At 67.2% G+C, this 17,407-nt stretch carries 17 protein-coding genes; 7 read left to right on the top strand and 10 right to left on the bottom strand.

Going from position 1 to position 17,407, the window contains the following annotated elements; translation table 11 throughout:
- From C5E07_RS14585 to C5E07_RS14575, 3 genes are read left to right on the top strand one after another with little or no spacing between them, the layout of a single operon-like run.
- On the top strand, nt 1-1,092 hold the full coding sequence (locus tag C5E07_RS14585; protein WP_104300214.1) for an alcohol dehydrogenase catalytic domain-containing protein: 1,092 nt from the start codon (nt 1-3) through the stop codon (nt 1,090-1,092).
- A gap of 50 nt (nt 1,093-1,142) precedes the next feature.
- Nucleotides 1,143-1,796, top strand: a complete 654-nt coding sequence (locus C5E07_RS14580; protein WP_104300212.1) for a TetR/AcrR family transcriptional regulator C-terminal domain-containing protein — start codon at nt 1,143-1,145, stop codon at nt 1,794-1,796.
- Entirely contained in the window at nt 1,789-2,622 is an 834-nt protein-coding gene (locus C5E07_RS14575; RefSeq protein WP_104300210.1) for an SDR family NAD(P)-dependent oxidoreductase, read from the top strand. The genes C5E07_RS14580 and C5E07_RS14575 overlap by 8 nt, the downstream gene beginning before the upstream one ends.
- 68 nt (nt 2,623-2,690) lie before the next feature.
- Here C5E07_RS14575 and murQ read toward each other — a convergent pair whose 3' ends face one another.
- The gene (murQ, locus tag C5E07_RS14570) at nt 2,691-3,611 is read right to left on the bottom strand and encodes an N-acetylmuramic acid 6-phosphate etherase (protein WP_104300619.1); all 921 of its coding nucleotides are present in this window, start codon (nt 3,609-3,611) and stop codon (nt 2,691-2,693) included.
- 138 nt (nt 3,612-3,749) lie between these two features.
- Here murQ and C5E07_RS14565 point away from each other — a divergent pair, with 138 nt between their 5' ends.
- Complete coding sequence (locus C5E07_RS14565) at nt 3,750-4,631, top strand: MurR/RpiR family transcriptional regulator (protein ID WP_104300208.1); 882 nt, start codon at nt 3,750-3,752, stop codon at nt 4,629-4,631.
- A 155-nt stretch (nt 4,632-4,786) separates the two neighbouring features.
- On the top strand, nt 4,787-6,790 hold the full coding sequence (locus tag C5E07_RS14560; protein ID WP_219820096.1) for a glucose PTS transporter subunit IIA: 2,004 nt from the start codon (nt 4,787-4,789) through the stop codon (nt 6,788-6,790).
- A 19-nt stretch (nt 6,791-6,809) separates the two neighbouring features.
- Here the strand turns inward: C5E07_RS14560 and C5E07_RS14555 are convergent, their stop codons facing one another.
- A complete protein-coding gene (locus tag C5E07_RS14555) occupies nt 6,810-7,136 on the bottom strand; it encodes a multidrug efflux SMR transporter (RefSeq protein ID WP_104243859.1) in 327 nt (108 codons plus the stop codon).
- Nucleotides 7,133-7,513 (bottom strand): multidrug efflux SMR transporter, encoded by a 381-nt coding sequence (locus tag C5E07_RS14550; protein WP_104243857.1) that lies wholly within the window; start codon nt 7,511-7,513, stop codon nt 7,133-7,135. Before C5E07_RS14550 ends, C5E07_RS14555 begins: the two co-directional genes overlap by 4 nt.
- A gap of 125 nt (nt 7,514-7,638) precedes the next feature.
- Here C5E07_RS14550 and C5E07_RS14545 point away from each other — a divergent pair, with 125 nt between their 5' ends.
- Complete coding sequence (locus tag C5E07_RS14545) at nt 7,639-7,911, top strand: hypothetical protein (protein ID WP_104300204.1); 273 nt, start codon at nt 7,639-7,641, stop codon at nt 7,909-7,911.
- A 184-nt stretch (nt 7,912-8,095) separates the two neighbouring features.
- Here the strand turns inward: C5E07_RS14545 and C5E07_RS14540 are convergent, their stop codons facing one another.
- The 5 genes from C5E07_RS14540 to C5E07_RS14520 form a co-directional block, all read right to left on the bottom strand.
- On the bottom strand, nt 8,096-8,791 hold the full coding sequence (locus C5E07_RS14540; protein WP_104300202.1) for an alpha/beta fold hydrolase: 696 nt from the start codon (nt 8,789-8,791) through the stop codon (nt 8,096-8,098).
- Between the two features lie 114 nt (nt 8,792-8,905).
- Complete coding sequence (locus tag C5E07_RS14535) at nt 8,906-10,117, bottom strand: MFS transporter (RefSeq protein WP_104300200.1); 1,212 nt, start codon at nt 10,115-10,117, stop codon at nt 8,906-8,908.
- The gene (locus C5E07_RS14530) at nt 10,099-11,634 is read right to left on the bottom strand and encodes an aldehyde dehydrogenase (protein ID WP_104300198.1); all 1,536 of its coding nucleotides are present in this window, start codon (nt 11,632-11,634) and stop codon (nt 10,099-10,101) included. The genes C5E07_RS14535 and C5E07_RS14530 overlap by 19 nt, the downstream gene beginning before the upstream one ends.
- A 25-nt stretch (nt 11,635-11,659) precedes the next feature.
- Nucleotides 11,660-12,292: a class II aldolase/adducin family protein gene (locus tag C5E07_RS14525; RefSeq protein ID WP_104243846.1), complete on the bottom strand. Its 633-nt coding sequence runs from the start codon at nt 12,290-12,292 to the stop codon at nt 11,660-11,662.
- A 34-nt stretch (nt 12,293-12,326) separates the two neighbouring features.
- Complete coding sequence (locus C5E07_RS14520) at nt 12,327-13,631, bottom strand: MFS transporter (RefSeq protein ID WP_104300196.1); 1,305 nt, start codon at nt 13,629-13,631, stop codon at nt 12,327-12,329.
- 161 nt (nt 13,632-13,792) lie between these two features.
- Between C5E07_RS14520 and C5E07_RS14515 the strand changes: the two genes are divergently transcribed.
- Nucleotides 13,793-14,704 carry a sugar-binding transcriptional regulator gene (locus C5E07_RS14515; RefSeq protein WP_146080611.1) on the top strand — a complete coding sequence of 304 codons (912 nt, stop codon included), beginning with the start codon at nt 13,793-13,795 and terminating at the stop codon, nt 14,702-14,704.
- A gap of 53 nt (nt 14,705-14,757) precedes the next feature.
- Here the strand turns inward: C5E07_RS14515 and C5E07_RS14510 are convergent, their stop codons facing one another.
- Both C5E07_RS14510 and C5E07_RS14505 read right to left on the bottom strand, forming a co-directional pair.
- Nucleotides 14,758-15,771 (bottom strand): NAD(P)-dependent oxidoreductase, encoded by a 1,014-nt coding sequence (locus C5E07_RS14510; protein WP_181058058.1) that lies wholly within the window; start codon nt 15,769-15,771, stop codon nt 14,758-14,760.
- Nucleotides 15,768-17,381, bottom strand: a complete 1,614-nt coding sequence (locus C5E07_RS14505) for an FGGY family carbohydrate kinase (RefSeq protein ID WP_104300192.1) — start codon at nt 17,379-17,381, stop codon at nt 15,768-15,770. The genes C5E07_RS14510 and C5E07_RS14505 overlap by 4 nt, the downstream gene beginning before the upstream one ends.
- Nucleotides 17,382-17,407: the final 26 nt, after the last annotated feature.

Here is a 17,407-nt window from a genome sequence, read left to right as displayed (position 1 = left end):
ATGCGCGCACAAGCGGCAGTTCACTTCGAGGGAAGCAACCAGCTCGAGATCCGCGAGATCGAGGTCGCTGAGCCGGGGCCGGGCACCGTGCTCGTGAAGCTCGGCGCGTCCGGCGTCTGCGGCTCCGACCGGCACGTGCTCGACGGCGACTGGCAGCTGCCATCGCCCACCGTCATGGGCCACGAGGGTGCCGGCGAGGTCATCGCCATCGGCGAAGGCGTCGTCGACGTCGAACCGGGCGACCACGTCATTCTCAGCTGGTTCTACCCCTGCCGCCGGTGCACCGCCTGCCTCAGCGGTCGCGCCTACGTGTGCACGGGCAGCCGCAGCGAGGAGTGCCTCCTCCCCGACGGCACGACGCCCCTGTCGCTCGACGGCGAACCCGTGTACCCGTACCTCACGGCCGGCACGATGAGCGAGTACGCGGTGGTGCCGGAGTCGGCGGCCATCAAGGTTCCCCGTGAGGTGCCGTTCGACGTCGCGAGCCTCATCGGCTGCTCGATCGCCACCGGCATCGGCACGGTCGTCAACGACGCCTCCGTCGACGCGGGCGAGTCAGCGGTTGTCATCGGCGCCGGTGGCGTCGGGCAGAGCATCATCATGGGCCTGCACCTCGTGGGAGCGAACCCCATCATCGCCATCGACCTCAACGAGGACAAGCTCGCCGCGGCCCGCGAGCTCGGGGCGACCCACACGATCGTGCCTGGGCCCGATCTCGCCGCCCAGGTGGCTGAGATCACGGGTGGCGGCGCCGAATACGCGTTCGAGGCCATCGGACGCGTGCAGACCATCGAGTCCCTGCCCAGCCTCATCGCGCCGGGCGGCACCGCCGTCATCGTCGGACTCCCGCCGGTCGACGCCCCGGTCTCGATCGACGCCCTGATGCTCGCCGAGACCGGCAAGCGCCTCATCGGCACGAACTACGGCTCCACGGTGCCCGGCCGCGACTTCCCGAAGCTCGCCGCGCTCTACCTCGCCGGGCGCCTGCCCGTCGACAAGCTCATCAGCGAACGCATCCAGCTGAGCGACGTCAACGACGCGTTCGATGCCATGCGGAGAGGCGAGCGCGCGAGAAGCGTCATAGTCTTCTAGACCGATCCATCTCCACGCTCTGCCGTGGATCGAGAACTGGGAGTGTGACCATGGCTCGTCCGCGGGTACCGATCCTGTCGCCCGAGAAGATCTGTCTGGCTGCGCTCGACCAGATCGACCGAAAGGGTGACTTCTCCATCCCGGTCCTCGCGAAGGAGCTCGGCGTGAGCGCTTCGTCGATGTACCACCACGTGCAGGGGCGGGCGGGCATCGTCAACGGCATCCGCAGTCTCATCAGCACCGAGCTCTCGCTCGCGATCGGGCTCGAGGATGCCACCGACGAGGACCTCGCGGCGCTCGCCGCCCTGAGCTGGCAGGACCAGGTCCGACGATGGTCGAAGGACTACACCTCGGCCCTCGCGAAGCATCCGCTCGCCCTGCCGATCATGGTGCAGGAACCCGTGAGCGACGAGGAGACGCTCAACGTCTACGAGGCCATCGCGATCACGTTCCGCGCGGTGGGGTTCACCGACGAGCAGGCGCTCGTCGCGATCGCCGTGCTCGAAGGGCTCACCTTCGGGCGAGTCGTGGATGCGGCATCCCCGCCCATTCCGTGGCCGGCCGACCCTGTCGCGCACCCCGTCCTCCACGGCGTGACGACGTCGCTCGAGCCGTCGCGTCGCCTCGAGCTGGCCTTCGACTTCGGACTCGAGGCGATCATCACGCGACTCGAGAGCGTCTTGGAGGCGAACGCTCGTGGCTGAGGCGCGAACGGTCGTCATCACGGGCGGCTCGGACGGGATCGGAGCTGCGGCGGCGCGGGCCCTCGCAGCCAAGGGGTGGCGCGTGGTCGTCGTCGGGCGCAACGCGGAGAAGACAGCCACCGTCGCTGAAGCGATCGGGGCCGAGCGCTTCGTCGCCGACTTCTCCCACCTCGACGAGGTGCGGGAGCTCGCGGCGAGACTCGTCGAGCAGGTCGGCCCGATCGACGTGCTCGCGAACAACGCCGGCGGCATCTTCGGCGACCGAACGCGCACCGTCGACGGCCACGAGTTGACCCTGCAGGTGAACCATCTGGCGCCGTTCCTGCTCACGAACCTCCTGCTCGACCAGGTCACCGTGGGGGCCGTCGTGAACACGGCGAGCATCGCGGCACGGCTCATGGGCCGCATCGACCTCGACGACCTCAACAACGACGCCCGTTTCAGCGCGAACAAGGCCTACGGCGACGCGAAGCTCGCGAACATCCTCTTCACCAAGGGGCTGCACCGAGGCCTGGCGGGGCGGCCCGTCGCGAGCGTCGCCTTCCACCCCGGGGTCGTCGGCACGAACTTCTCCTCCGACTCGACGAGCCTCATGCGCCTGCTCTACCGCACACCGCTCGCGAAGCTCTTCACGATCAGCGCGGCCAAGGGCGGCGAGACGCTCGAGTGGTTCATCGCCGGGCAGCCCGGCGTGACCTGGCAGGCGGGGGAGTACTACGACGAACGGCACCACGCGACCAACGTGAATCCGCAGATCTTCGACGAGGACCTCATCGAGGGCCTGTGGAAACGCAGCGCGGAGCTGGTGGGCCTCGACGCCCGGTGACGAGCAGGGCCGTGGACCTGTGCGCGGTGGTTCTCAGCTCAGCTCAGCTCAGCTCTCGGTCGCGGGGCTCAGCCTGCGGCGAGCTCGACCGCCTTGCGCACGCTTCCCTCAGCCTCGGTGAGCAGGGCGGCGGCCCGCTGCGCGTCGCAGTCGGCGAGCAGCATGACCACGGCGGTCTTCGCGTGATCGCTCGCCGATGCGAGCGCAGCGTCGGAGTCGGCGCGTGACGCCCCCGTCGCCTCGGCGACGATGCGCTGAGCCCGGTCGACCAGCTTGGCGTTGGATGGGCGGACGTCGACCATGAGGTTGCCGTAGGCCTTGCCACCGCGGACCATGCTGGCCGTCGAGAGCATGTTGCACACGAGCTTCTGAGCGGTGCCGGCCTTGAGTCTGGTCGACCCCGTGAGGACCTCGGGCCGGGTCACGACCTCGATCGCGATATCGGCTTCCGCGCTGATGGGCGCGCCCGCGTTGCAGGCGATGGAGATGGTCGCGGCGCCGCGGCGCCTGGCGGCCTTGAGCCCGCCGATGACGTACGGCGTGCGTCCGCTCGCTGCGAGTCCCACGACGACGTCCTCTGCCCGCAGGGCGACCGCGTCGAGTTCCCGCTCAGCCAGTTCGGGGTCGTCCTCGGCGCCCTCGACGGCGCGCACGAACGCTTGCGACCCACCGGCCATGACGCCGAGGACATCCTCGGGGGAGGTGCCGAAGGTCGGAGGGCACTCGACCGCGTCGAGGAGGCCGATGCGGCCGCTGGTGCCAGCGCCGAGGTAGATGAGTCGCCCGCCGGCACGCCGCGCCTCCGCGATGCGATCGGCGGCCTGGGCGATGACGGGGAGCGCGGCGCGGACGGCGCCGGCGACGGTCGCATCCTCGTCGTTCATGAGGCGCAGGATCTGCTCGGTTTCGAGCGTGTCGAGCTCCATGCTGCGCGGGTTGCGCCCCTCGGTCGAGAGTGCCGCGAGTGTCGAGATCTCTGTGTCTGGCATGCTCGTCTCCGGTCCTCGGCTCGCCACCGTGCGATCCTGAGTTATGAAAGTACACGAGATGCGGTGGGTAAGTAAATAAACTTCCGCGGCGCGGCGCGGTCGAGCCTCGCTACGCTGTCCTCGGAAAGCAGGTGGATCGTGAGCACTCAAGGCACTGAGGCGAACTCTCGCACTGTACTGGTCGAGCTTCGGGCGCTGCTGCCCTCGCTCCGGCCATCGGAGCGTCGCATCGCCGAGGCGCTCCTCGCCGACCCCGAGGGTTTCGCGTCGAAGTCGATGGCGGAGATCGCGGAGCTCGCCGACACCTCGACGACCACGGTCGTGCGGTTCACGCGACGTGCCGGATACGCGCGCTTCCGGGATCTGCGTCGCGACCTTACCGAGCAGAACCTGCGAGAGCGCCTCGCCTCGAGCGGAGGTGTTGCCCCGGCGGCAGACATCTCACCGAGCGATTCGCTCGCCGACGTCGTCGCCAAGATCGCGATGAACGAGACGCTCTCGATCGCGGACACCGCCGAGGTCCTCGATATCGACTCCCTGGCGGACGCCGTCGCGGCCATCGCGGGCGCCGCCCGTGTCGACATCCACGGGATCGGGGCGAGTTCCGTAGTCGGTGTCGACCTGCAGCGCAAGCTCTCTCGAATCGGGCGCATCGCCCTCGAGTGGCCGGAGGCCCATGCGGCATGGACGGCCGCGGCTGTGCTCGACGATCGGTCTGTCGCGATCGCGATCTCGCACTCAGGCGAGACCGCTGGGGTGGTCGAGTTCCTCCGCATCGCGAAGTCGACGGGAGCGACGACGATCGCGATCACGAACCATGAGCGGTCATCGCTTGCCGGTCTCGCCGACATCGTCCTGCGCACCGCTGCCCGGGAGACTCCGTTGCGTTCCGCGGCGCTCGGCAGTCGAATCGCGCAGCTCATGGTCGTCGACTGCGTCTTCACCGGGGTCGCGCAGGTCGACTACGAGGGTTCTGTCGCGGCCATCGAGAAGACGCATCGGGCGGTCCCGCGGGGCTGAGGTTCGGCGACGAGCGTGAATGAGGTCGCAGGGGCCCGTCGCGCCGTGGTGGATCGCGCTGGCTCACGCCGACGGAGGGAACTTTTTTACCTTTTCTTCGATCATCCTGGTACTGTTCTTCAGAATTCGAGCAACGTCGCGAGAAGAGGATGCCCATGAGCGCAAACGACGATCTCGCCAGCGAGCTGCTGAAGCTGCTCGGTGGCCCAGGCAACATCGCCGGCGTCGAGAACTGCATGACGCGGATGCGGGTCTCTCTCGTCGACCGCGACCTGGTCGACGACGGCGCGATCACATCGCTCTCCGGCGTGCTGGGCGTTGTCGATGACGACACCTACCAGGTCGTGCTCGGACCAGGCAAGGTCACCAAGGTGACCGACGGGTTCCGTCGAGCGCTCGGTGCCTCAGGTGCTGACGCCGAGGCCCTCGCCGCGCGTGGCGCGGCCATCAAGGCTGGTCAGAAGCAGCGCAACAACACCCCGTTCAAGAACTTCATCCGCAAGATCGCCAATATCTTCGTGCCGCTCATCCCGGCGCTCATCGGAGCCGGCATCGTGGCCGCCGTTCGCGGGCTCCTCGTCAACTGGGTCACGGTCGGGACGGCTCCTGAGTTCGTCGAGGCGGTGGTTCCGGCTCTCACCGTCATCGGCTCGGCGTTCTTCGCGTTCCTGCCGATCTTCGCCGGCATCAACGCCGCCAAGGAGTTCGGCGGCACACCCGCGCTCGGTGGCGCCGTCGCGGCGATCATCGTCTTCGCCGGCATCAGCGACGTGCAGTACAGCCTCCCCGTCCTCGGCGACATCGTGCTCGCACCCGGGCAGGGCGGCGTCATCGGGGCTATCTTCGCCGCCGGGCTCTGCGCCTGGATCGAGCGCAGTCTGCGCGGGAAGATCCCGGATGCCATCGACATCCTCGTCACGCCGACGCTGGCTCTCCTCATCTCCGGACTCGCCACGATCTTCGTGTTCATGTTCGTCGCGGGCAACATCGCGACTGCAATCGGCACGGGCGCGATCTGGCTGCTCGACAACTCCGGTCTCCTTGCCGGGTTCGTGCTCGGCGGGCTCTTCCTGCCGCTCGTGATGCTCGGCCTCCACCAGGCGCTCATCCCCATCCACGCGACGCTCATCGAGCAGGTGGGCTTCACGCCGCTCCTCACGATCCTCGCGATGGCGGGAGCGGGACAGGTCGGCGCCGCGCTCGCGATCTACTTCAGGCTGAACCGGAACAGGTCCCTGCGGACGACGATCAAGGGTGCCCTCCCGGTCGGCATCCTGGGCGTCGGGGAGCCGCTGATCTACGCGGTCACGCTGCCGCTGGGGCGCCCCTTCCTCACCGCCTGCCTCGGCGGTGCCGTCGGCGGTGCAGTCGCTGGGGCCTTCAACCAGTTCGCGGGTGCCTTCGGCGCGACGGCGATCGGCCCCTCTGGGTGGGCGCTGCTGCCGTTGCTGCAGAGCGACAACGGGCAGGGATACGCGATCCTCGCGTATGTCGTCGGGCTCCTCGCCGGGTACATCTCCGGTTTCCTGATCACCTACTTCTGGGGCTTCACGCCGGCGCTCCTCGCCGAGCACAACGCGAATCAGGGCGACGAGAAGAACAAGCTGCTCGGCGACGAGGCCGCGCTGGAGGGCGCTGCGGCCACGGCCGGCGTGACCGGCGGGGCTGCTGGCATTGCAGGCGTTGCGGGCCAGCGCATCGACGTCCTCGCCCCGGTCGAAGGAACGGTGATCCGCCTCTCCGACGTCGAGGACGAGGCGTTCTCCGCTGGCACGATGGGTGACGGCTTCGCGGTCGAGCCGACGTCCGGCGACTTCCGCAGTCCCGTATCCGGAACCATCACGGCGTTGTTCCCGACCGGCCACGCGTTCGGCGTCACGACCCCCGAAGGGCTCGAGGTCCTCGTGCACATCGGCCTCGGCACCGTCGACCTGCACGGCGAGGGGTTCGACCTCAAACGAGCGGAGGGTGACGTCGTCGAGGCCGGTGACGTGATCGTCAAGGTGGATCTCGACGCCGTGCGTGCCCGGGTCCGCTCGCTCGCCACCCCCGTGGTGGTGCTGAACGGCGCAGCATTCCCGATCGTGGAGCGCCGATCCCAGGGCGGCCCGCCGCTCACCGTCGAAGCGGTTGCCGCCGCCACGTCAGCCCGAAGCTGAAACGTGAGGTGGCCGGTGCTCAGTGCTGGCCACCCACCTCGACGAGCAGCACCCCGGCGCCGATGAGGGCGATGCCGGCCGCCATCATCCACGTGAACGGCTCCTTGAAGATGAAGTGGCTGAGCACGGCGGTGAGTGCGACGCCGACGGCCGCCCAGATGCCGTAGGCGACGCCGAGCGGGACCCCCTGCGCCAAGGTCAGCGACAGCAGCGTGAAGGCGGTCACGTAGCCGACGGCGACGGGCAGGTACCAGAGGCGGCTGCCGTCGACGGTCTTCCGCAGGGAGAGCGTGCCGCCGACCTCGGTGAGGATCGCGCCGGCGAGGAAGAGCCAGCCGAGCGTCACGCGGACACCCCGTCGGCCCTCTGCGTCTGATCCTTCAGTCGTTCGGCGCGGTCGTGCGCGCGCTGCGATCCCAGCTCGACGAGCAGCACGCCGCCGATGATGAGCACGATGCCGAGGCCCATGAGTGCGGTGAGCGGTTCGGCGAAGAGCGCCGCCGACAGCAGGGCGGTCAGGGCGACCCCCAGGGCACCCCAGATGCCGTAGGCGACGCCGAGGGGCAAGCCGGCGCGCAGCACAAGTGCGAGGAACGCGAACGAAGCCAGGTACCCGGTGACGACGACCGCGTACAGAGCGGGGGCATCCAGTGCCCCCTTGAGGGAGAGGGATGCGGTGACCTCGCACGAGATCGCCGCGGCCAGGAGCAGCCATTTGCGCATGCGCGGATTCTCGCAGGTTCGGATGGCGGACAGAAGCGGCAGCTCCCGGGGCTCTCGGACCTGGGCTCGATAGCGTGGGGTGAGGGCGGCAAGTGGTGCGGGCGACGATGGAGCGGAGGAGCGACATGGGTACTGCAGCGAACGGCAGGTTCGAGCGTCTGCCGGAGCGGGTCGACCCGAGTGGCTACTCGATCGACGTTCCTGCGTCCGACCCGGCGAGTGTGACGGAGCAGCTCCCACCGGCCGGGTCACCGGAGCTGATAGCCGCGACGCAGCTCGCGCAGACATCGAGCAGCATCGGCTCGCGGCGACGTCCGCAGATGCGCATCGGTGTCGCCGTGCTCGCGGCTGTCCTGGGCGGAGTCGCGCTGCTCGCCGTCGTCCAGATCCTCTTCTAGCCCCCTGCCCCTTCTCTCCCTCGTCTTCTAGCCCCTCTTTCTTTCTATCCCGCTCCTCTTTCGGCCCCTCCGTGTTCGACGCGCTGGCGTTGGTGCGGTGACGTCGGCGCGACAACATCCACCCGGTGATGTCTGCTCGGTGAGGTTGACCCGCCGGTGCTCGGGATGCGGCGTCTTGTCGTTCTCAGTCCGTCACGGCGTCGACGACGGCAGCGGCGAGTTCTGCGGGCTTCGTGAGCTGCGGCCAGTGGCCCGTCGGGAGTTCGACGATGCGAACTGAGCGTGCGCGAGCGAGTTCTGCGACGTAGGGGTGGCCGCCCTCCATGAACTGCCGGAGCAGTGGTTCCGGCATGGTGCTGGTGATGACGACAGCTGGCACGTCGTAGCGGCGTTCGTCGCTCAGCTGCTGCTTCTCGGTCGCGACGCCGGCGGGTTCGGGCACGGCGATTGCCTCGAGCCGTTTCCAGACCTCCTCGCTCATGTCGACCAGCTCGGGCTCTCCGAAGGCGCTGCGGTCGGGCAGCGGGAGGGTGGTGCCGGACGCTTCCAGTTCGTCGTTGATGACGCCGCCGTCTGCGAGCGGGCCGGAGTCGACGTAGACGACCTTCGCGACGCGATCGGGTCGCGCATCCACGACGCCGTAGGCCACGGCTCCGCCGCCGCTGTGCCCGACGACCGCGACGTTGCCGTCGAGCGAGTCGACGAGCGCGATGACGGCCTCGATGTGGGTGCGAAGGCCGACGCCGGCTTGGTCCTCACCGGGGCCCTTGCCAGGCAGGGTCAGAGGATGCACGGTGTGGCCAGCCGCTTCGAGCGCCTGTGTGACGGGGGCCCAGGAATCGCCCGTGAGCCAGAAGCCGGGAATGAGGATGATGTTCATGCGGCGACGCTAACGGCGACCACCGACAAAGTCGGATGAGAGTGGATGACGTCAGTCGAGAACCCGGGAGTCAGCTTCCTCGTGCTCGCCGATCCAACCGACGCAGTCGTTCGTTCAGGACTGTGAGCGGGCCGGCTTCCGAAGCGCGACGAAGCTCGCGATCGGCCCGATCGCCAGCACAACAAACGCGTACTGCCAGCCGACGACGCTGGCCAGAGCTGCGACGAGGGCGATCGCACCGATGCTGAGGAAATACCCCAGACCCATTTGCGTGGCGATGGCGCTGCCGACCTGCTGCGGGGGAGCGGCGTCCCCGACCATGGCGGAGTAGAGGGGGGAATCGGCGATCGCGGATGCACTCCAGACGGCGAGGATCACGAGTGCGAATGCGACCGGGAGTGCGACCAGAGCCGGCGTCGCGAGGGCGCAAGTGGCCGAGATCCCAACTGACCAGCGCGCCGTGACTCGCTTGCCGTAGCGGCTCGCGACCACCCCGCCGATGACGCAGCCGACAGCGCCAGCCAGCCCGACGATGCTGAACGCCCAGAGGCCTATCTGCTGTCCGATCCACCCGGGAAGGGTGAGAAGCAGCGCCGGAAGCCAGACCCAGAGTCCGTAGACTTCCCACATGTGGCCGATGTAGGCCAAGGTGATGCGTTGCTGCTGTCGCGAACCGAGGGGCGAGGTTGTGAGGGCGCTCGCTCGCTCGCACCTCTCCGTTGGCACGTCGCCAGCGGATGAGCGCCGAGCTGCGTGGCCTCCCGTCCGCAGGGTGAGGCCGAGGAGCGCTGCAACGGTGGCTGAGGCGCTGCAGGCGACGAGCACACCTCGCCAATCCTCAACCGGCGTTGCCTCAAGCAGATGCGGCGCTGCAGTCCCCAGCGTGAGTGCGGCGACGACACCTGAGACCGCCAGGCCCCGCCAGCGCGGTGTCGACCAGGACACGGTTGCACGCATCCCTGCGGGGTAGACGCAGGAGAGTGTGACGCCGACAAGCACTCGAGAAGCCACAAGCAGCGCGAGGCTCTCGGAAGCGAGCAACGGCAAGAGCGTGACAAGCGCGGTAGCGAGCGAGCCGACAGGGATCAGGAGCTGGGGGTCGAGACGATCGGTGATGCGAGAAAGCCCTACGGCAACCGCGCCCAGCGCGAACCCCGCCTGCACCGCGGCGACCAGCAGCGTCCGCCCCGTCGCATCAAGATCGAACTCGATGGTGAGCGATGGGACGGCGGCGGCTGTAGCGAACCAGCACGAGATCGCCAGGATCTGGACGACGATACCGATCGAGATCTGCCAGAGCGCGATGATCAGTCGAGGCTGGTCCACACCGTCTTCGTTTCGAGGTAGGACTCGAGGTTCGCATGCCCCATGTCGCGGCCGTAGCCGGACATCTTGTACCCGCCGAAAGGGGCGGCCGCGTCGGTGGCGCCGTACATGTTGATGTACACGGTTCCTGCTTGAAGGCGCCGAGCGAGGCGATTCGCTCGGCCGATGTCGCGTGTCCAGATTCCAGCCGCCAATCCATAGGGGGAGTCGTTGGCGCGCCTGGCGATCTCGTCGACGTCGTCGAACGGCTGCGCGACGACGACGGGACCGAAGATCTCTTCCCGAACTGCCGTGAAGGTGTCGTCGACATCCGTCAGGATGGTCGGCCGCACGTAGTAGCCCGCCGAGTCGACGCCGTCGGGAAGCTGCGATCCGCCCGCGGCGGCTGTGGCGCCCTGCTGCAGGGCGCCGTCGATGAATCCGAGGACGCGCTCGTGTTGCGTGCGACTGATCAGCGGACCGAGTTGCGACTGCTCTACAAGACCGTGACCGACACGCAGCGACTCGGCGATCGTTGCGAGCTCGCCGACGACCTCCTCGAAGATGCCGCGCTGGATGTACAGGCGTGAGCCTGCTGAGCAGGATTGTCCAGCGTTCGAGAAGATCGCCGATGCGGCGCCTCGCGCGGCCTCCGGTACCGGGCTGTCGTCGAAGACGATGTTCGGGCTCTTGCCGCCGAGCTCGAGTGTGACGCGTTTGACCATGGGGGCCGCCCGCTGTGCGATCCGAGTTCCGACTGCCGTTGAGCCGGTGAAAGCGACCTTGTCGACGCCGGGATGATCGACGAGGGCTTCCCCGGCTTCAGCCCCATATCCCGTCACGATGTTGAGGACGCCCGGCGGAATGCCCGCTTCGAGCGCCAGTTGACCGAAGCGCAGGGCGCTCAGCGGAGTGTTCTCGGCTGGCTTGAGGATGATGGTGCACCCGGCGGCCAATGCGGGGGCGATCTTCCACATGGCCATGAGAAGTGGGTAGTTCCACGGCACGATCTGCGCGACGACTCCGACGGGTTCTCGCTCCGTCCTCACCATCGCGTCTGGGATCGATACGGGGATCGTGTTCCCCTCGATCTTGGAGGTCCAGCCTGCGAAGTAGTCGAGATGACGGATGGCGAGCGGGAAGTCGCCGGCTTCCACGTCACGGCGAAGCTTGCCTCCGTCGATGACCTCGAGGTCGATGATCTCTTCGCGGTGTTCCTCGAGAATGCGTGCGAAGCGAGAGATCGCGAGGCCTCGATCCAGCGCGCTCATTCGGCGCCACGGTGAGGTGTCGGCAAAAGCCCGGCGAGCCGCGCGGACTGCACGATCCGCATCCACTGCATCCGCGGCAGCGGCTCGAGCGATCACGCGCCCGGTGCCCGGGTCGACGACGTCCGTCGTGCGAGCAGAGTGCGCTTCCACCATCTCGCCGTCGATCAGCAGGCGAGGGGGTGCAGCGAGGAAGACACGCGTGGCACTGCTCAGGTCGGGGCCAAGCGCGGTTTCGAGGTTCGGGGCCTGCTGGTTGAGGTGCGTCATGAAGTCCTCCAGTTGTCTTGTCCGGTCACGCGTGGTGCAATGCGGCGAATGCGTCGGCCGGCATCGTGGTTGTCGTATCTCCAAGGAGAAGCGCCCTGTACGTCGCGGTCGCTGCCTCCTCGAGGTTCAGTGCACGGCGGTAGGCCATGGAGATGGTCTCCCCGAGCGCAGAGCAGCCGTGGTTGCCCATGACGATGCAGTTGTGGGATTTTGCCTGCTCAGCAGCGGAATCGGCCAGTTCGTCGGAGCCGTTCGGGTAGTACGGCGTGGTGCCGATCGAGCGGACGTAGTACGCGTGGTCGAGTGTGATGAGCCGAATCTCGTGGCCCAGCGCGTCGAGGAGAACAGCGTGCTGGGGGTGAACGTGCACGACGGAGTTGATGTCCTGGCGCTCCTCGTACGTCCGCTGGTGCAACTTCCATTCGCTGGACGGAGAAGGGTTGCCGGCTACGACTTCTCCGGCGAGGTTCATCACAGTGAAGTCGTCGGGGGTGAGTCGGTCGAGCCAGGTGCCTGACGCGGTGACGACGAAGGTGGTGTCGTCGACGCGTGCCGAGAGGTTGCCTCCGGAAGCGAGGGCCAGGCCCCGCTCGACGACGCCGAGTCCCGTTTCGCTGAGTTCTGCAGTGAGCGCTTCGACGCGCTGTTGTGTGGTCATGTGTCACTCCGAGTTTTGGCGAGATGTGGATGGATCAGGTGGCGATGGGGGCAGGTGTCGATGAGGCGGACGACATCTGGTCCGCCGTGACGCCTGGCTTCGAGGGCTTGAGCATGAACGTCAGGACGAACCCGACGAGGTACAGGCTGGCGATGACCCAGATCGTTCCCTGGATCCCGATCGGGGTCACCAGTCCGGCGATCACTGGGCCGATGAACTGGCTGAGTCCAGCGCCGAGGTTGAGGATGGCGACCGCAGCCGCCTTGTGCATGGGGGCGAGGAGGGGAACGATCGCCGAAAGTGGCACGAACATGCCGAGCGCGAGTCCGTAGGCGATCGCGATGGCGATGGTGACTGCGAAGTTCGGCCCAATGGCGGTCGGCACGTAGTACAGGGCAAGGATCGTCACGAAGCAGCCGATGCCGCCGGCCCAGGCGACGACGTTGACACGCCCGATCCAGTCAGACAGGTAGCCGGAGATGAGGTTGGCGGCGACGTTGGCGGCGAGCATCGTGCCCCAGATGACCTGCCACTCGGCGACTGCGAACCCGACGTCTCGAACCATGTACGTCGTCAGGAAGACCACGAACGCGTAGAACGAGAGGGTATTGATGAGGCGCACGATGCCGCCGATGCCGATCTTGGGGTTCGTGCCGACGATCGTGATGCTGCTCACCACACCCCGAAGGCTGTTCGCGACCGTGACCTTCTTGCTGACTGGGTTGCGGAGGAGGAGAGCGACCATGAGGCCGCCGACCGTGACGAATGCAAGCGAGAGCCAGAGCGTCGCCAGCTCTCCGATGACCGGGATGATCGCCCCGGCGAAGTAGGAGCTGAGGACGCCGAGGCCGAGGGTGGAGAAGAACCAATACCAGCCGACCGCCTTGCCCATTACGTTCTCCGGCGTTCCCATCGTGACCCACACGAGGAATCCGTACGCGAACATCGGGTAGCCAAAGCCCCTGATGCCGAAGGCCAGCAACATGATGCTGAAGTTCTCGGCCATTACTCCGAAGACGAGGAAGAGCACCTGGAAGACGACCCAGATACCGAAGCCGAGCATCATGACTCGCTTCGGACCCCAGGCTTCAGCCAGCGCACCGCTGAGCCAGGCGGCTGCGGCGACGACGATGCCGTACGTCGCCCAGAGTGCGGTGATCTGTCCGGCGTCGAAGCCCTGCTGATCAAGGTACGGCGAGAGGAAGCCCGCCTCGATGCCGTCGCCGATCATGAAGATCGTCAGCGCGACGAATCCCCACGCGATGGGGCGAGCGATGCCCTGCGTGCGCAGGAGCCGCGCGAACCGACTCTCGGTACTGGAGGGAGAACTGATTGCCATAGGGAGACTCCTCATTGAGTACGTACTGGCTAGTGGTGTACATTTGTTCACAACAGTGAACTTATGCTCCACACATAGTGGGCGTCGAATCCGGCCGTGTCAAGTACTCGATCGAGAACGAGATCGGCGACCGTGGCGGAGCTCCATGGGAGGATTGCGGCATGCTGCTGGGACGCGTTGCACGGATGTACTACGAACACGGCCTCACTCACCAGGAGATCGCGAACGCGCTCGGCCTGTCTCGAATTCGCGTCACCAGGTTGCTCGCAGAGGCGCGCGAATCCGGCCTCGTCGAGATCGTCGTGCACGTTCAGGACTCCCTCTTCGCTGACGAAGAGCGTGACCTGGCGGCACGCTACGACCTTCGCCAGGCGTGGGTCGCACCGAGTGTGGCCGATTCCGCGAAAGCCGACCGGGCCTTCGCGGCCGTCGGCGCCGAAGCGCTCGTCAGCGTCATCGAGAAGGATGCGGTCGTCGCGCTCGGGATCTCGACCGCTGTGGCGCTCGTCGCCGCCCAGGTGCCGGAGCAGGCGCTCGGTGCCAAGTTCGTGCCGATCGCCGGAAGTGGCGGCGGTCTCGTCAATGGCGCGAACCCGCATGAGCTCGCATCGACGCTCGGTCGACGAACCAGTGGACAGGCATTCCACTTGCCCGCCCCGCTCCTTGCGGCGTCAGCTGACGCGGCGAAGAGTGCGTACGCCGACCCCGGCGTGCAAGAGGTGCTGCGTCTTGCGTGCGGGGCGGGTGTGCTGGTCGCGGGTCTCGGTGGAACCGAGGCGAACCAGGGGCTCCTGCTCAAGTCGCTGGATGCTGATGCGAGGGCCGCGCTCACGGCGCAGGGTGCTGTCGGAGACTTGGCTGGTCGATTCTTCGATGCGCAGGGTGAGGCCGTCCTCGGCGCTCTCGATGAGCGCATCGTCGGGCTGACGCTCGAGCAGATGCGCACGATCCCGCGGAGGCTCGTCATGGCGCATGGCGTGACGAAGCTGCCTGCGCTCCGTGCTGCGCTCGGCAGTGGCCTGATCAACATGCTCGTGACCGACTCGGAGACTGCCGCGGCGCTTCTCCGCTGAGTCGGTGAGAAGCGCCCTCCGTTCAGCGTGCGAACGGAGGGCGCACGAGGGTGTCAGGATGCGGTTGCCGTCGTGAGAGCCTTGGCGTTCGCGACGCCGGGGAGCGGCTCTCCGGCGAGCCAGAGCTGCAGAGCGTGGGCCGCGATGCGCGAGTGCTCGGCGATGACATCGTCGGAGGCGCCGGCAATATGAGGTGTCATCGTGACGTTGTCGAGCGCGAAGAGCTCGGAGTCGTAGGGGAGTGGCTCTTGGTAGAAGACATCGAAGCCTGCGCCCGCGATGCGGTGCTCGCGGAGGACCGCCATCAGCGCCTGTTCGTCGATGATCGCCGCACGACCCGCGTTGATGAGGAACGCATCGCTCTTCATCAGCGCAAGCTCCCGCGCGCCGATGAGTCCTTCCGTCTCTGCCATGAGGGGCACGTGGACCGTCACGATGTCCGAGGTCGACATCACCTCGTCGAGGGTGGCGACTACCGCGTCTGATCCGAAGGCGTCAGCTGGGAGGAATGGATCGTAGACCTTGACCTTCATCCCGAACCCGAGTGCACGTCGGAGCATTCTGCGGCCGACTGCTCCGCCGCCGAGAATTCCGAGCGTTCGCCCGCCCAGGCCGATGCTCCTGAAGCGTTCGTAGGGTTCGAAGACATCGCTCTCTGTCCAATTCTTGGCGCGTAGCCAGCGCTCAGACGCTGACACGTGGCGCACAGTCGCCATGAGGAGGGCGAAGCTGAGGTCGGCGGTCACCTCTGCATTGCGGCCGGGTGTGGTGATCACGGGGATTCCCCGGGAAGAGCACGCGTCAAGGTCGACGTTGACGGGTTTCGCCCTGCAGGAGACCACGGCCGCGAGGTTCGGTGCAAGGGCCAGTGTCGCCTCGTCGATGAGGTCGAGCTCTGCGACGATCACCTCCGCGGCCGCGAGCTGCTCGTCGATGCCTCTCTGGGCCAGAGAGGTGCCATCCATCGAAGGGGCGATGCTGGTGACCTCGAAGCTGGTCCGCAGCAGCGCCAGCTGGTGCGCGTCAAACGGTGCGGTGATCAATACGGATGGGCGGGAGTCGGTCACAGGGATCCTCCTTGGTGGACGTGCGTGCTTCTGGTTGGGTGGCTGGGCGCGGGTCGTGGTGGCTCGGATTTCGGATACTCGGTGGACACGGCGAGAGCCGTTGATCGCTCGCGCAACGCGCGCAGCTGGGGCCAGACCGGCCTCAGCGCATCGCGCGTCTCGATGAAGGTCGTGTAGGCGTCTCGGTAGATCTCGGCTCGCTCACGGGAAGGGGTGAAGGTGCTCGAGGCGGGTGCCAACATGTGGACGGCGTCTTCCAGGCTCGATGCGTGTTCCCCCGCGAGAAGCGCCAGGGTGGCGGCGCCCCGGGCTCCGACCTCTGGGGCCTGCTGTCGGATGATGCTGCGACCGCTGACATCGGCCAGGACCGAGCAGAGCAGGTTCGATTCCGACCCACCACCGCAGACGAGAAGATCACCGTCGAGGCCGAGCATGTCGAGACACTCCGTCAGTGCATACGCCAGGCCCTCGTAGACGCTTCGGAGGAGTTGCGCGGGAGTTGTGGTGATGCTCATCCCGAGCCAGCCGGCCGAAGCCGCCGGGTCGAAGAAGGGTGCGCGTTCGCCGCTCGGGGCCCCGTATGGAAGGTAGATGACACCGCCGCTGCCCGGAGGGACGACGTCGGCCTGCAACTCCACGGCCGCCCAGTGCTCGTGGGTGAGTCCCAGCGTGTCTCTGACCCAGTCGAGGTTCGGTGTCCCGGTCATTGGGGCCATCGATTCCAGCACTTGGCCGCCGCGTCCGGTGAAGAGCACGATGCTCTCGCGGGTCCTCACTTCGGTGCGGGACGGGTGGTTCACGCCTATGAACCCGGTTGTTCCCAGGATCGCGTAGCCCTGGCCGTCGCCGATCGCACCGAGTCCGACCCCTGCGGCGGCCGTGTCGACAAGGCCTATGGCGACGGGAATTCCGGCGGGAAGGCCGAGCTGTTCCGCGACCTGGGGGAGGAGCGTCCCACCGACTGATTCTGGCGGTTGCACCGGAGGTAGGGCGTTCCGGAGCCGTTCGTGGCTCAGGGCTCTCAGGAGTTCATCCGAGTAGGCGCCAACGGCTGTGTCGAGGTAGGTGCGGGAAGCTTCGCTGGGGTCGGTGGCGACGATGCCAGTCAGGTTCCAGCGCAGCCAGTCCTTGCAGTTCAGGTGGTACCCGAGGCGGTCGTTGTCGAGTGCACCGGTTTCCTGGAGCTCGTCGACGAGGAGGGGGAGTGCACCGGCGAAGAGGGGGGAGCCGGTGATGTCGTTGACGGTCGCTGCCCGACCGTCCTCGAGCCAGTCGGCGAGGCGTGCGTTCGCCCGTCCATCGAGCCAGAGTGCTGCGGGTCGCATCGGATGGAGGTCGCTGTCTACCAGCCAAGCGCCATCGCCTTGGCCGGTGACGCCGATCGCGATGACGTCGGTGTCTCCGAGCTCGTGGACGACTTCGGTGATGGTCGCGGACGCGGCCTGCCAGACGAGGGCCATATCGACCTCGGCGCGGCCGTCGTCGTCTCTGTGGATGCGAACACTGGATTTCGCATCGGCAAGGATCGTGCCGTCGAGGGCGAAGGCGACGGTCTTCACTGAGGTGGTTCCCGCGTCGATTCCGAGGATGGCTTGGATGCGTCCTTGCATTCGTAGCTCCGAACATTAGTGCGTCA

This window comes from Pseudoclavibacter sp. RFBJ3, from assembly GCF_002931375.1.
In the GTDB taxonomy this organism is placed as follows: domain Bacteria; phylum Actinomycetota; class Actinomycetes; order Actinomycetales; family Microbacteriaceae; genus Pseudoclavibacter.
The sequence above is the reverse complement of the archived record's forward strand: the minus strand, read 5'-3'. Positions and strand labels throughout refer to the sequence as shown.